At 57.0% G+C, this 13628-nt stretch carries 12 protein-coding genes and 1 pseudogene; 9 read left to right on the top strand and 4 right to left on the bottom strand.

Translation table 11 applies throughout. From position 1 onward, the window contains the following. Positions 1-37: 37 nt before the first annotated feature. From AC1ROI_RS29660 to tnpC, 3 genes and pseudogenes are all read left to right on the top strand, one after another. Positions 38-271 carry a DUF2790 domain-containing protein gene (locus AC1ROI_RS29660; RefSeq protein WP_010465989.1) on the top strand — a complete coding sequence of 78 codons (234 nt, stop codon included), beginning with the start codon at positions 38-40 and terminating at the stop codon, positions 269-271. A 564-nt stretch (positions 272-835) separates the two neighbouring features. After that, a pseudogene (locus tag AC1ROI_RS29655) lies at positions 836-3849 on the top strand (Tn3 family transposase). Continuing rightward, positions 3846-4211 carry a Tn3 family transposase post-transcriptional regulator TnpC gene (gene tnpC, locus AC1ROI_RS29650; RefSeq protein ID WP_102599644.1) on the top strand — a complete coding sequence of 122 codons (366 nt, stop codon included), beginning with the start codon at positions 3846-3848 and terminating at the stop codon, positions 4209-4211. The pseudogene AC1ROI_RS29655 and the gene tnpC overlap by 4 nt, the downstream one beginning before the upstream one ends. 371 nt (positions 4212-4582) lie before the next feature. On the opposite strand, the gene AC1ROI_RS29645 is transcribed toward tnpC, so the two are convergent. From AC1ROI_RS29645 to AC1ROI_RS29635, 3 genes are all read right to left on the bottom strand, one after another. Next, positions 4583-5569, bottom strand: coding sequence for an arsenic resistance protein (locus AC1ROI_RS29645; protein WP_102599645.1), 987 nt, complete (start codon positions 5567-5569; stop codon positions 4583-4585). 90 nt (positions 5570-5659) lie between these two features. Next, entirely contained in the window at positions 5660-6268 is a 609-nt protein-coding gene (locus AC1ROI_RS29640; protein ID WP_102599646.1) for a redoxin domain-containing protein, read from the bottom strand. A gap of 22 nt (positions 6269-6290) precedes the next feature. Then, positions 6291-8417, bottom strand: coding sequence for a protein-disulfide reductase DsbD family protein (locus tag AC1ROI_RS29635; RefSeq protein WP_102599647.1), 2127 nt, complete (start codon positions 8415-8417; stop codon positions 6291-6293). Between the two features lie 291 nt (positions 8418-8708). Between AC1ROI_RS29635 and AC1ROI_RS29630 the strand changes: the two genes are divergently transcribed. Then, complete coding sequence (locus tag AC1ROI_RS29630) at positions 8709-8903, top strand: hypothetical protein (RefSeq protein WP_055000555.1); 195 nt, start codon at positions 8709-8711, stop codon at positions 8901-8903. 27 nt (positions 8904-8930) lie between these two features. Here the strand turns inward: AC1ROI_RS29630 and AC1ROI_RS29625 are convergent, their stop codons facing one another. After that, on the bottom strand, positions 8931-9827 hold the full coding sequence (locus AC1ROI_RS29625) for a cation efflux transmembrane domain-containing protein (protein ID WP_371857851.1): 897 nt from the start codon (positions 9825-9827) through the stop codon (positions 8931-8933). A gap of 98 nt (positions 9828-9925) precedes the next feature. Here AC1ROI_RS29625 and cadR point away from each other — a divergent pair, with 98 nt between their 5' ends. From cadR to AC1ROI_RS29600, 5 genes are all read left to right on the top strand, one after another. Beyond that, a complete protein-coding gene (cadR, locus tag AC1ROI_RS29620; protein WP_102599649.1) occupies positions 9926-10333 on the top strand; it encodes a Cd(II)/Pb(II)-responsive transcriptional regulator in 408 nt (135 codons plus the stop codon). A gap of 106 nt (positions 10334-10439) precedes the next feature. Then, the gene (locus AC1ROI_RS29615) at positions 10440-10784 is read left to right on the top strand and encodes a DUF3703 domain-containing protein (protein WP_102599650.1); all 345 of its coding nucleotides are present in this window, start codon (positions 10440-10442) and stop codon (positions 10782-10784) included. Then, positions 10784-11296, top strand: a complete 513-nt coding sequence (gene lspA / locus AC1ROI_RS29610) for a signal peptidase II (RefSeq protein ID WP_102599651.1) — start codon at positions 10784-10786, stop codon at positions 11294-11296. The genes AC1ROI_RS29615 and lspA overlap by 1 nt, the downstream gene beginning before the upstream one ends. Beyond that, positions 11293-12039, top strand: coding sequence for a helix-turn-helix transcriptional regulator (locus AC1ROI_RS29605; protein WP_173678017.1), 747 nt, complete (start codon positions 11293-11295; stop codon positions 12037-12039). Before lspA ends, AC1ROI_RS29605 begins: the two co-directional genes overlap by 4 nt. A gap of 68 nt (positions 12040-12107) precedes the next feature. Then, entirely contained in the window at positions 12108-12977 is an 870-nt protein-coding gene (locus AC1ROI_RS29600) for a sterol desaturase family protein (protein ID WP_102599652.1), read from the top strand. Positions 12978-13628: the final 651 nt, after the last annotated feature.

Below are 13628 nucleotides of genomic sequence, written 5' to 3'. Positions count from 1 at the left end.
GTGGCTAGAGCGGCTCAACTTTTCTAGAGAAAACACCATGAAAACATTGATTGCTCTGTTCTTGGCTGTTGCTGCCAGTAGCGCTATTGCCGCTAATGATGTTCAGGCAGACCGCACGGGCGTTCCATCTGATGTGGCGAAAATCATTAGCATCACCGACACTCGCTTCGCCTGTGGGATTGTGCCAGTCGAGCTGGTTTATCAAGACTCGCTCGGTGTGCGGCGTGTCGCAACGTACATGGTGGAAGGGGGCGGGTGCCAGACAAATTAAACAGCAGCCAACCATGATGGTAAGCGTCCGGCCGACGCAGCTTTACTGACACTTTCGCTTGAGGCGATGGGGTCAGGAAGGTGTGTTCGCCGGCCCCTTACTGCGAGTTTCCCAGCACACGGCTCAAGCCTCTACAAAAGCACTAATAAGTACCCGGCGATACCTCTTTAACATTGGCGAATTGCTGGTCTCTAGGGCTACGCAGATGGTAGATGTCAAGATTGACAGCGGCGTCCGTTCCGCCATTAGCCAGCTTTACGATGTGGCGACTATGCCACGGCGTATCTTTGGTAACGGGTTTATGACAGACAGAACACAGGCCGTCTTGCTGCCGCCAGACGCGATACATCTTCGCTCGTCCCTTTGTCCCTTCGTCGATTTGAGTATTTTCTTGCCCCAGCGGAACTCGAAATACTCATCCCAATTGGGGGGCATGCCGAGATAAGGGGAAAATTCATTCATTTTGTCTGTAAGTTATTGTTATTAAATAGCTTTTTCTCAAAGAAACGCTGCGACTGATCCATGGTCTATCTTTTCCGCTTGGTTCCCGGACAGGAGTGATCGATGGCATCCCCCGAACGCACCGCCTATCCCGTTTTGTCGCGCTCCTATTCGAGGGCCGAGCTGCAGCGTGATTTCACCTTCTCCGAGGAAGAAATCATCTGGGTCAAAAGTCGCTCCAATGCGGCCTTCCGGTTGAACCTCGCTGTTCTATTCAAGACCTTCCAGATACTCAGGTACTTCCCAGAGATCATGGAGGTGCCGGAGTCGGTCGTTGATTTCATCCGGACACAAATAGGTCTGCGCAGCAAGGTCGCGTTATCCCCCTACAAGTGGATGCAACTTTACCGCCATATGAATGCAGTGCGGGAGCGGCTTGGTGTTCAGCCATTTTATGGCTCAGATGGTCAGGACATTGCAGCCGCACATGCACAGCAGATGGCTCCTCTCCTCGAACAGCGCGCTGACATCATCAACGCGGTAATCGACGAACTACTGGGTCATAACTACGAGCTACCCGCCTACTCGACCTTGAATGACCTAGCCGAGACCGCTCGCGCAGAAGCCCAGGAGAAAATCTTCAACCTTGTGGTAACCCGAGCGCCAATCGAGGTGATTTACAAACTGAAGGAGCTGCTCGACACCGATTTCGGGCGGCGGCAGAGCGACTTCAACGCACTCAAGCAGACACCCAAGAAACCCTCTCGCAAGCACCTGGAGGTGCTGATCGACCATCTAGCGTGGCTAGAGAGCTTCGGGAACCTGGATTCCATTTTTGAGGGAATCGTCGATACGAAGATCCGCCACTTCTCCGCTCAAGCTGCGGCGTCGGACGTCGCCGAGCTGAAGGACTGCTCGCTGCCGAAGCGCTACACGCTGATGCTGGCCTTGATCTATCGGATGCGGGTGCGAACTCGGGATCACCTGGCCGAGATGTTCATTCGGCGGATTTCGACGATCCACAAACGCGCCAAGGAGGAATTGGAGCAGATCCAGGCGCGGCAGCGCCAGAAGCTGGAGCAACTGGCAGCTACCCTCGACGGTGTCGTGCAGATTCTCGTTCAGGAACCGGATAACCAGGAGGCTGGCAGCCTGATTCGGGAATATCTCTCTCCCGATGGCACCCTAGATCGGTTGCGCGAGACCTGTGCCGAAGTCCAGGCCACGGGGGGCAACAACTACCTGCCGCTGATCTGGAAGCACTTCAAGTCCCATCGCTCGCTGTTGTTCCGTCTCAGCCACCTTCTCCAACTAGAACCCACGACTCAGGATCGCTCACTGATCCAGGCCCTCCACCTGATCCAGGATAACGAGAATCTGCACCGCGAATGGATCGATGAGCATGTGGAACTTTCCTTCGCTTCGGACCGATGGATCAAAGTCGTGCGGCGCTCTGCCACTGAAGGTCCGCCAACCAACCGTCGCTACCTGGAGGTCTGCGTCTTCTCGTATTTGGCCAGCGAACTCCGATCGGGTGATCTGTGTGTGGCGGGTTCTGAGTCTTTCGCTGACTATCGCAAGCAGTTGCTGCCCTGGGACCAATGTCTCCAGCGACTACCGGCCTACTGCGAAAAGGTGGGACTGCCTGGCACGGCGAAGGAGTTTGTTGCTTCCCTCAAGGCCCAGTTGGAGGAAACCGCGCAGCAGCTGGATGACAAATTCCCCACTTGCCGAGGAGACGTTTCGATCAACGAAGCCGGCGAACCGGTGCTACGCCGCGTGACGGCGCGGGACATCCCGCCTCGGCCATCTCGCTACAGACGGCGCTTATGCAGCGCATGCCGGCCAGGCACGTGCTCGACATCATGGCCAACATTGAGCATTGGATTCAGTTCACTCGACATTTCGGGCCGATGTCCGGCAACGAGCCAAAGCTCAAAGAGCCGGCAGAGCGCTACCTGATGACGATCTTCGCCATGGGCTGCAACCTCGGCCCCAACCAGGCGGCTCGGCATCTGGCCGGTAATGTCACGCCGCACATGCTCTCCTATACCAATCGCCGCCACCTCTCGCTGGAGAAGCTGGACAAGGCCAACCGCGAGCTGGTGGAACTCTACCTGCAACTCGATCTGCCCAAGCTCTGGGGCGACGGCAAGGCGGTGGCCGCGGATGGTACGCAGTTCGACTTCTATGACGACAACCTGCTGGCCGGCTACCACTTCCGCTACCGAAAAATGGGAGCCGTGGCCTACCGACACGTGGCCAACAACTACATCGCCGTGTTCCAACACTTCATCCCACCGGGCATCTGGGAGGCTATCTACGTGATCGAGGGGCTGCTCAAGGCGGATCTCAGCGTCGAGGCTGACACGGTGTACTCCGATACCCAGGGGCAGTCTGCCACGGTGTTCGCCTTCACCCACCTGCTGGGCATTAACCTGATGCCGCGTATCCGCAACTGGCGCAACCTGGTGATGTGCCGACCGGATCGCGGCGTGTCGTACAAGCATATCAACCGCCTGTTCACTGACACCGCTGATTGGAACCTGATTGAAACCCATTGGCAGGACTTGATGCAGGTGGCGCTATCGATCCAGGTCGGTAAGATTTCCTCGCCCATGCTGCTGCGCAAACTTGGCTCCTACAGCCGGCGCAACAAGCTCTACCATGCTGCCCAGACGCTTGGCAGTGTGATTCGTACGATTTTCCTGCTCAACTGGATAGGCAGCCGCGAGCTTCGTCAGGAAGTCACCGCCAACACCAATAAGATCGAGTCCTAAAACGGCTTCTCCAAGTGGCTGTCCTTCGGCGGCGATGTTATCGCGGAAAACGATCCGGACGAGCAGCAGAAACGCCTGCGCTATAACGACATGGTGGCCTCGTCGGTGATCCTGCAGAACACCGTGGACATGATGCGCATCTTGCAGAAACTGGCCCGTGAGGGCTGGCAGTTCACCGACGAAGACGTGTCCTTCCTTAGCCCCTATCTAACCAGCAACGTCAAGCGTTTTGGCGAATTCAACCTCAAGCTGAACCGGCCACCGGAGCCCTGGATCAAGGACTCGGTGTTTCAGCAGGCTGCCGGCTCGCTGCGAGTCAACACGGCCAGCAAGGCCGATGCCGAGGAGGCAACATGATCGAGATTCCGCCGGCGTCTTTTCGTGACACTCCCTACGGAGAGGTGGATGTCGCAGCACTGGACAGGCTGCGAACCAGCTTCGACACCTCCCAGCTTCTACAGTTGGTTGACCGACTGGATGCCTGTCTGGCTGAGCTAGGTGGAGTTGCGGCTGTCCGTGATGAGCTGCTGAAGCTTCACGCGATGGCCCTAACCCTTCTTGTAGAGGGCGCGCCACTGACAGTGCCTAATGAGAATGCCTGCATCTGGTCGGAGGCCGAGTCGCTACAACAAGATCTTGAGGTCCTCGCTGGGTGGGTGCGTTCTGCCCAAGCCGGGATATCCCCCTTGATCAATCTGGCACCCGACCATGAACAGTAGATCCCACTCCAGACTCGCGAGCTCTTCGTGGCTCAACTGCGCACCGACCAGGGCGGCAGCGCCGGCAATGCCCACGTTCTACGTCATCAGAGTCCGGGCATCATCGGCCTTGGGCTGACGCCCTTGACCGCGCACGCGTTGCATCGTTGGCGGAACGGATGGCGTCGTTCACCAAGTTGCAAGAACGTTCCATAGACGTCGAACACCACGGCTTCTATCACGTCTGGATACCTGTTGAGAGGACGCTGCAAAAGTGCCGATTGAGAGGTTGTCTTACCGTCAGCCCTTCCACAGCCATCGGCTTCGGTGCGCCGTATCTCGAACGCTGGGGCCTCACGTACGCGCCGTTACGTTTATTCCGGGGCAATCCTTTACCCAGTAGTTTGGGCAGGCTCTGAGCGATCACGGCAAAGGAAAGCGGGTATTGCACGGATGTAGATCAATTCCCCAATCAGCTCCACGAGGGTCTGGGTGATTACCGCTGCCGCAGCGAGCCCGCGAATCTCTTCGGGTAGCGCCAAGGCCAACGGTAAAACCACCAGGGAGTTTCGGGTCGAGGCACTGAAGGTCACGGCTCTAGCCGCACCGGCAGGCAGCTTGAATAGCCTGGCAACCAGCGCGCCGATCAAGGGAGCCAGGAAGAGGAAGCCGATATAGACCGGAATCACTGGCGCCAGTCTTTCGATATCGCGCACGACAGGGGTGATCTGCGACCCGACTACCACTATGAGCACCGCAGCCATCGCCGGCACCGGCAGCCATGCCCAAACCTCAGTCCAGACCTTGACGGCAGCTGATCGCTCGACCAAGGCTTCGGTGAGCAGTGCCAGGATCAGGGGCGCAACAATCAGCGCCAAAAAGGCTTCAATGAACGGACCCATGGACACAACCACCCCAGAGACGCCACTGAGCATGATGCCCAGGTAGAGCGGCAACAGGGCGAGTTGGAGCAGTAGCAGGATGGGCGTAGCCGAGAGGATCAACCGAGAATCGCCTTTGCCGATGTGGGTAAAGACCACCACATAGTCGATACAAGGCGTCAGCAACACCAACAGCGCACCGACCAAGATGGCCGGATGCCCCGAGAGCACGCGCGTCAGTGCCCATACCAGCAAGGGGATCAGGACGAAATTGGCGATCAGGAGGGCAGCCATGAACGGCTTGCTGCTCAGGCCTTCCCGCAGACGCAGGAAAGGGATTTGCAGGAACATCGCATACATGAGAACGGCGATGGCCGGCGTAACCAGAACCTCTAGCCCTTGTGCGCCAGACGGAGCCATAAGCCCGCCCAGCGCTGCTGCTATCACCGCAACGAAATAGATCGGTATCTGGTTTCGCTCAAGCGTATCTCTATCCATGGCTCCCCCGAAGCAAAGCTCGCAAGCCTATGCACTACCTGACGGCACGTCGAGCACTATCAAGCAGTGCCGCTGGCTACGGGCTTGTTACTAATATTTAACCGGGCAGCCATAGGGCTGAGTCGATGGGGTAGAAACCGGTTTGCCGGTTAGGCTTTCGTCCAACGCAGCTTTGACGTAGTTCCTCGCAACCTTCACATCCTCAAGCGCCACGCTGCGTTTGTCATCGATTGCCCCTGCATAAATCACCACTCCTTTGGGATTGATAACGAAAAGATGGGGGGTAGTTTTGGCACCGTAGAGTTTGGCCACAGTCGCATCCGAGTCCATCAGTAAGGACGTGGGTGCTGCTTTCATTTCGCTGAGCCAGGCGTTCATTTCTGCGGCAGGCCGGAAGGAGGCGCTGTTGGCTGATGCCGTGTTTACCGACAGCCAGACCACATCTTTCTGGCGAGCATATTCCTGCAACGATTGCATGTTTCCGCTGCGGTAATGCTTTTGCGTAAAGGGGCAAGAGGGGTTCATCCATTCCAACACCACAGTTTTTCCCTCAAGGCTGGATAGTGCGACGGAAGCACCATTGCTATCGGTAGCGGTGAAATCCGGAGCTGGCTGCCCAACGATTGCAGCAGCGCTGGCTACCCCTGACCATAGAGAGATTACGAGAAGCGTTATCGACGCAAATACGCTGGTTTTCATGATGTACTCCTTAGCGGGTAGGTTACTGCCCAGAACGAGGTTGGATTGAGGCAGTGGATTGTTCATGGTCGCGCATGAGAGCATTTCTCAGCGTTGTTTTGGTTAGCAGCTCAGGAAGCAGCTCAGGTGGCTGACCCGGCCGCTGGATGAGGTATACCGGCACCCCTGAACGACCAAGCTGAGTCAGGGCTCGGGTGATTGCAGGGTCGCGGTTTGTCCAGTCGGCTCGCAACTTCACGATGCCGCTCTCGGCGAAAGCGCGGTCAATCTCCTCCGTCTCCAATACGAGCTTTTTGTTCACCTGGCAGGTAACACACCAGGCTGCGGTGAAGTCGACGAAGACGGTTTTACCCTCCGCCATGAGCTGCTCAACCCTGGCCTGTGAATACGCATCCCAGGCGTTTGCCTCAGGTGCGCCAAGGGTGGCTGACTCTGGCTGCGGATCTTTTACCGAGACGGCAATGCCTGCCATTGGAACCAACGCGATCAATGCCAGACCCCAGGCAGCCAGCCGTACAAGTTTTGAAGCACGAGAACCGCGGAACAACCAGAGGCTCAACGCGATCAGCCACAGCGCCAGGAGAAGGTCGATCACGGTGCTCACACCAGCCTGCATGCCCAGCACCCAGGCAAGCCAGATCACCGTGGCAAACAGTGGGAATGCGAGGAACTGACGCAACTGCTGCATCCATGCCCCTGGGCGGGGCAAGAGCCGCCGCCCCCTTGGAAACCAGGCCAGCAAGAAATAGGGCAAGGCCATCCCCAGTCCCAGCGAGGTGAATACCGCGAATGAAGTCCAGCCTGGCTGGGTTATCGCATAACCGAGGGCAGCCGCCATGAATGGACCAGTGCATGGGGAGGCGATAGCAACCGCGAGCCCCCCGGTGAGCAGCGCATCAACATCTGGATGGCGGGCGTTGGCTGAAGCCAGTGCGCTGGGAAGAAAGCTGCCGAACTCGAATAGGCCTGAAAGGTTCAACGCGAGCACGAAGAACAGTAAAGCCAGGCTCGCCACAATCAGCGGAGACTGCAACTGGAAGCCCCATCCCAACTCATGGCCTGCGGCCCGCAAGCCCAGCAGTAAGGCAGCAAGCAGCCAAAACGAGGCAATCACTCCGACCGAATAGAACAGGCCATGGCGTCGTGTGCGTGCCTGATCCGTTTCCCGCGCAAAGCTGAGCACCTTGATGGACAGCACCGGAAAGACGCAAGGCATCAGGTTGAGAATGATCCCGCCGCCGAACGCGAGCAGCAATGCTGCTACTAGGCTCATCGGAACCGTTGCCTCGGTGGTTGCCGACTTCAGGATATGGGTATCAGTAACAGGGGCACTGATCTCCAGCACCGTAGGCGTGTCGCCACCATCTTCGAGCACGACGAACCCGCGCAACTGGTTCAAGGGCGCAAGCGGCTGCACTGCTCGAACGATCTCCAGTCGATAACCTTCACCGTCCGGTGCCAAGGATTGTGGAGCACTGGGTTCGATTAGACCCTCGTCGTACGGGTAGAAAGTCGCGCGCTGAATGGGCCGCTGGCCGGCTGGAGGGGTGATCAGTAAGCTGCTGCCGACACTGGTCGAAGTCGTGGAAAATACCCACTCGCTTGCGACCCTCGGAAGTCGTGCCCGAGTCCGTTCGAACTCCTGAGTCGCCGCAGGGTTTGGCGTCAATGACGCACCGGCTGGGGCAACCGGCAGGGTCAAACGAAGCTCACCCTGTTCAGGAATGCAGACGTCGCTGCACACCAGCCACTCTGCGCGGCCGGTCAAGGTGACAGATGGCTTGTCGTAGTCAGGAGAGAGCCTGAGTTCTGTGATTAGCCAAACCTCTCCATCGTAACCAAAGTTCACCAGAGGCCCAAAGGGTAAACGCTGAGGCGCTGGCCACTGGATTCCCCCCATTTCGACGCCAGTGGGAACCTCCCATTTGATTTGGGTAGGCAAGCCTGAATCACCTGGGGTTCGCCAGTAGCTATGCCACTGCGGCTGGTGAATTAGCTTGAGGGCAACCGATGATGCCTTACCGGGTATCAACTCGCTGTGTTCCGCAACCAGTTGGGCGGTCAGGTGCTCCGTGGTGATGGAGTAGGAGGGTTCAGCGAAGCTCGTGCCGACGAATAGGCTCAGAATGAGCATCGTCAGTACCAGCATGCTCTTCCTCCGCCGCTTCAGAAGCCTAGAATAACGGCGTATTGCAGAATCAGCGGCCACTGCACGCAGCTCCTTTGCACGCCGACTCTGGGGCTGTGCAACGCTTTCGCCGGCGAAGGTGCAGGTAATAGCCAGCCGCTCCAACCAGAAGCGAAAGTACCGCAAGCACAAGGAAAAGAACGATTCCGCTATGCCACCAAACTGCGCACACCGCTGCAAATACAACTGCACCTCAGCCTGGCATTGGAAGCCGGCTACCTGACTGGCGAGAAACCCGTTTCGGCGGAGCTGGTGGAATCCGTACTGTCGCGCCAACTGGATGATTTGGAACCGACCCTTACTCGCCACGGCTACCGCATCAAGGATTTGGTGGAGCAATTCGACGCCAGACCTACCGAGATCAAAGCGTTGTTCAGCAATGCGCTCGATCCGGCGCGCGCCGCTGAACTGCGCGACAAGATGCTAGCTGCGGGGTTGCCGATCTGAGCGCTGGTAAGTGGCAGATTCGGTTGGTCAGGCTTTCAATGCCAGGATTCGGCGAGCACCGTTCAGTACGATGAGGCCAACGATCGTACCAATCACCAAATCTGGGTAGGAAGATCCTGTCCACGCAACCAATGCACCTGCTGCGATGACGCCAATATTCGCGAGCACATCGTTGGCTGAAAAAATCCAACTCGCTTTCATGTGTGCACCACCTTCGCGGTGGCCATAGATCATCAAGAGACAGCTGACGTTTGCGACTAGTGCGACTGCGCCAATCCCCATCATCAGCATCGACTCAGGTTCGCTGCCGTAGAGAAAGCGTCTGGCCACTTCCACGAGTACACCCAGAGCCAACACGATCTGAAAGAAACCCGCCAGGTGCGCAGCGCGAACTTGCAGCCGTGCACTCCGGCCGACTGCATAGAGAGCCAGGCCATAGACGGCAGCATCAGCAAACATGTCCAGTGAGTCGGCCACCAGGCCAGCCGACTGGGCGATCAAACCTGCGCCCATCTCGATGACAAACATCGCGGCATTGATACCGAGTAGGATTTTGAGCGTGCTTGCCTCCTTGGAAGCAGTCAGCGCTTCACTGGCACTATTGGCCGAGGCTGCTTCCTGACTGGCCGGTTGAGTACCCAGTAACGTTGCGCCCAGGCCAAGTGACTCCAGTTTTGTAGTGATCAGATCAACAGGTCCGTCATGGAAAGCGCGTACCTGCCTGCTGGTCAGATCAAAGGACAATGAATTGAGCTCAGGTAAGCCATTCAATACGAGCCGAATCATCCGTTCTTCTGACGGACAATCCATCTTGGGCACAGAAAAACTGCTGACCCATGTTCCTTCATTCGACGACGCGGTTGCCGCTTCAGTGGTTGCCGACACTGGGCCACAGCCACAGGATTTCTCACAAGAACTCATGATCCGTTGCTCCTATTGGACTTGATTCTGCCGATTGAAAACCATATAGCAGGTATAGGGTCAAGCGTGGATATACTGGCCTTTTTACCAAGGGGCAGATAATGCGCATTGGCCAACTTGCACAGCTGGCGGGGGTGGACATTCAGACGATCCGTTTTTATGAACGCCAGGGACTGCTTCCCCCTCCTAATCGCCAGGACAACGGCTACCGAACCTATAAAGCAGACCATGCGGAAAAACTGCTTTTCATTCGCCGATGCCGCTCTTTTGGCATGTCACTGGAAGAAATTGGTGTTTTGCAGAGCTATCAGGAACAGCCGCAGCAACCCTGCACGGCGATCAATGCGCTCCTTGATAGACATATCGCCCAGGTAAGGACTCAGATCGCATCCCTGCACGCCCTCGAAAACCAGATGGTGACGTTGCGGGGCTGTTGCGATAACGAGCGGCAAAGCCTGGACTGCGGAATACTTTCGGGTCTGGTGGAGGGCGGCACACCTCTTTCGTAACTCACGGCTTAAAGTCATTTTTCGCTTCGCCTCAATCCATAGCGCTTGACCCTATAGCGGCTATAGGGTGTTCACTTGGCCCATCTGCTACGCAAGTGAGATCCAGATGAATACCGCCCTCCGAATTGCCATCGATGAAGCCTTCTTCCGAGCAAGGAAAGCACTCAGTGAAAAGGCGCCAACCGAGGCTTTCCCCTGGCTGGAGCGAGTTCACATACTGAGCCAGCGAATGCCGGTTCTTCATGCTCGGAGCCATTGGCTGATGCTGAGGGCTGGCTGGCAGTTGCGCGACTTTCGGGAGGTGCTCAGCCAAGTACCGCGAATCATGGCGGCCCTGCTGTTCTCGAAGATCTGGGTGCCGCTCGGAAACACCGGGCGCGCCAATGTCAGTGCTTTCGCACCAATGCCCATCTCACAGGAGTTGCAGCGACTTCTTCAAGGAGAGGAATAATGACATCGCCTCTTGGAATGGCGCACTTTATCGCTCCCTGGCTTTGGTGGACGCTATCGTTGGCCATTGCCTTGGCCGACCAAGTGTTCAAGAACGCAATTGAGGTTTTGTTCCCGGTCGGCACCGTGATTCCTCTGACCGCGGTCTTCAATCTGGTTCATTTCTGGAATACCGGTGCTGCGTTCAGCTTCCTGGCTGACGCAGGTGGTTGGCAGCGTTACTTTTTCATCGTCATCGCCTTGATCGTTTCGATGGTGCTGGCTCTGATATTGCGTAAACCCATAGCCAACAGCGAAGCCCTGGGCTATAGCCTCATCTTGGGCGGGGCAGTTGGGAATCTGATCGATCGCGCATTTCGAGGCCATGTGATCGACTACCTGGATTTTTACTGGCAGTCCTGGCATTGGCCTGCGTTTAACCTGGCGGATATCGGTATCGTCGGTGGCGCCACCATGTTAATCCTGAGCAGTTTGCTGACCCCGAATGCGGAAGCCGGCCGAGCCAGGGAATGAAAAGCTCGTCGTCAACGGACGCGGCGCGCTGGGTAGGCCATGCCTGGGTCGGGCCCGGCATCGGAGTCTTTCATGGCCGTGCCGGCCACCAGGACTGGCACCACCATCAGGCGCATCAGATTTCAGTGGGCTTCGATTCACCTGTATCGGTTGAAACCCCGTTGGGCATTCAAACAGGATCAGCCATCTTCATCCCGGCCGGCTTGAAGCATCGGATCCGCGCCAACCGAGTGCTATCGATCTATCTGGATGCGCTGTCCGATGAAGCGCGTGCTTTGCGTGGTACCGAAGAAGCGCGGGTGATTGAAATCACGCCGGGGGACATCGCACCGATTCTCGACGCGCTGCGCGAGACAGGACACACCGCTCTCCAGGTTAGGGCGGGGGTGCGCCAGGCGCTACGGCTTCCCGATCCACCGCCCCCAGATCCTCGCTTGACCAAGGTGATAGAGGCGCTGCGTAGAGGCCACATGGGACGCGACGAAATGGCCGCGTTGGTGCATTTGTCCCCCACACGCTTTTCCCACTGGTTCGTGGAACAGACCGGCCTGCCGCTGCGGAGCTATGCGAAATGGTTACGTCTCACGCAGGCCCTGCAGCACCTGGCCAAAGGTGTACGGCTGATCGAAGCGGCTCATGAAGCGGGCTTTTCTGACTCAGCGCATTTCTCCCGGACATTCCGGACGCTGCTGGGCATCGATCCTTCCTCTGCCCTGGCTGAGGTCGATCTCCAGGAATCGTAGCTCTTTCGTTCAAGTCGAAAGCTGGCCTCTCCGCATACAGTCATGGCTCCCTATTCAGGAACTGAGCGATGTCTACTTCCCTGCGATTCGCCATACGGTGGCTGAGTTATCCACTCGTATTCGGCGGCTGTGCCGCCTTCATGATCTGGGCGCTGTATGCGGGAGTGCCTTATTGGCCCACCACACCCATAGTCGCCGCGGTGGGTCTATTGGTCGTCGCGGGCTTGGAGCGTATCCAGCCTTTTCGCGAAGCCTGGCTCGAGGATCATCAAGACACCGCGACCGACCTGCTGCACATGCTGGTGAACCTTTCCGTCATTCAACTCACCGCTGAAATTCTGGCCAGACTTGGCGATGCGGTGCCGGCCTCGGTTCGTCTCTTTCCGATCGAGAGTCCGCTGTGGCTGCAGTTGCTCCTGGTCGCCGCCGTGCTCGATCTGGGCCTGTATGCCATGCATCGAATTAGTCATCGAGTGCACTGGCTGTGGCGGTTTCACATGATTCATCACAGCGCCGAGCGGTTGTATTGGATGAACGGGGAGCGCCGCCATCCCCTGCACGCCGCGCTCATGGCCGGTCCGGGGCTGGTAGTTCTGCTCACATCCGGCGCGCCGTCAGCCGTGGTCGCCACCTGGTTTGGCATCCTTACCGTGCACTTGGCCTTTCAACATTCGAACCTGGACTACCGGCTGGGATGGCTGCGTCACATCATCGGGGTTGCTGAAATTCATCGCTGGCATCACAAGCGTGAGTTCGAAGATGCCCAGGTCAACTTTGGTGAGTTTCTGATGGTGTGGGATCGACTGTTTGGGACGTTCTACGACAGTGCGGGAAAGCTGGGAGACGCCGAGGTCGGGTTGCATGAAAAGGACTATCCAAAAGACTACCTTGGACAGATCGCCGAACCCTTTGGGCGAGACCGTACAAGCAAAGGCTAACGGATTCTCTTGCAGTGCGGCCGCAGCCAGACACGGCACGATGCCTCTGGAGAGTGGCTCTGGTTAGTTGCAGAAAGCGTGAGCCCATTGAGATTGAATGCAAGCCGATGTCGCTGAATGCAAGCTCGCTCGCAGCGAATGTGAGCCCGGCCGCTCCGTCAGTCGCAGTTAATCTGAGCTGGAAATGGCGTTGATTGCGAGCCCAGCCGATTTCAAGCGCGAGCCGGTACAAGTAGCGATTGGCAGATCTTGAAATCGCAGAGATCCAACCTTCCTCCATGGATGGCTGAAGCGATTGGGCGCGAAGCGGCCTTCGCTTGAGCAAGGCTTTAGATATATTCGTTTAAATACAGCAAGTTAAAGAACGAATGTCCTAATTTTTGCCTCATCTCGGCATGCCCCCTTTAGAATCGTTCCATTGCGACAGATTTCCTTAACTTGGCCAAGAAAATCTTTATGTATGGGCAGATGGGCAATTTTTTCTTCATCTATGGAATTCTTTACGACCATCATCACGTAATTGAGCATTCAGCAGAAGACGGAAGTAGCCCAGGCCTGACGCATCCGGCAGGATGATGGTTTAATTATTAAAAACAGTCACTTACAGCTCAAATGAATGAATTTTCCCCTTATCTCGGCATGACCCCAATT

It is taken from the genome of Pseudomonas sp. GW823-FHT02C02 (assembly GCF_058797635.1).
Note: the sequence above shows the minus strand (reverse complement) of the source record. Positions and strands in the feature narration are given on the sequence as shown.

What these genes read in the sequence shown, in the direction of transcription:
- AC1ROI_RS29640 (WP_102599646.1), bottom strand. Translation starts at nt 6,268, where the DNA reads ATGAAAACCAGCGTATTTGCGTCGATAACGCTTCTCGTAATCTCTCTA.
- AC1ROI_RS29605 (WP_173678017.1), top strand. Translation starts at nt 11,293, where the DNA reads ATGAAAAGCTCGTCGTCAACGGACGCGGCGCGCTGGGTAGGCCATGCC.
- cadR (WP_102599649.1), top strand. Translation starts at nt 9,926, where the DNA reads ATGCGCATTGGCCAACTTGCACAGCTGGCGGGGGTGGACATTCAGACG.
- AC1ROI_RS29660 (WP_010465989.1), top strand. Translation starts at nt 38, where the DNA reads ATGAAAACATTGATTGCTCTGTTCTTGGCTGTTGCTGCCAGTAGCGCT.
- lspA (WP_102599651.1), top strand. Translation starts at nt 10,784, where the DNA reads ATGACATCGCCTCTTGGAATGGCGCACTTTATCGCTCCCTGGCTTTGG.
- AC1ROI_RS29635 (WP_102599647.1), bottom strand. Translation starts at nt 8,417, where the DNA reads ATGCTGGTACTGACGATGCTCATTCTGAGCCTATTCGTCGGCACGAGC.
- AC1ROI_RS29615 (WP_102599650.1), top strand. Translation starts at nt 10,440, where the DNA reads ATGAATACCGCCCTCCGAATTGCCATCGATGAAGCCTTCTTCCGAGCA.
- tnpC (WP_102599644.1), top strand. Translation starts at nt 3,846, where the DNA reads ATGATCGAGATTCCGCCGGCGTCTTTTCGTGACACTCCCTACGGAGAG.
- AC1ROI_RS29645 (WP_102599645.1), bottom strand. Translation starts at nt 5,569, where the DNA reads ATGGATAGAGATACGCTTGAGCGAAACCAGATACCGATCTATTTCGTT.
- AC1ROI_RS29600 (WP_102599652.1), top strand. Translation starts at nt 12,108, where the DNA reads ATGTCTACTTCCCTGCGATTCGCCATACGGTGGCTGAGTTATCCACTC.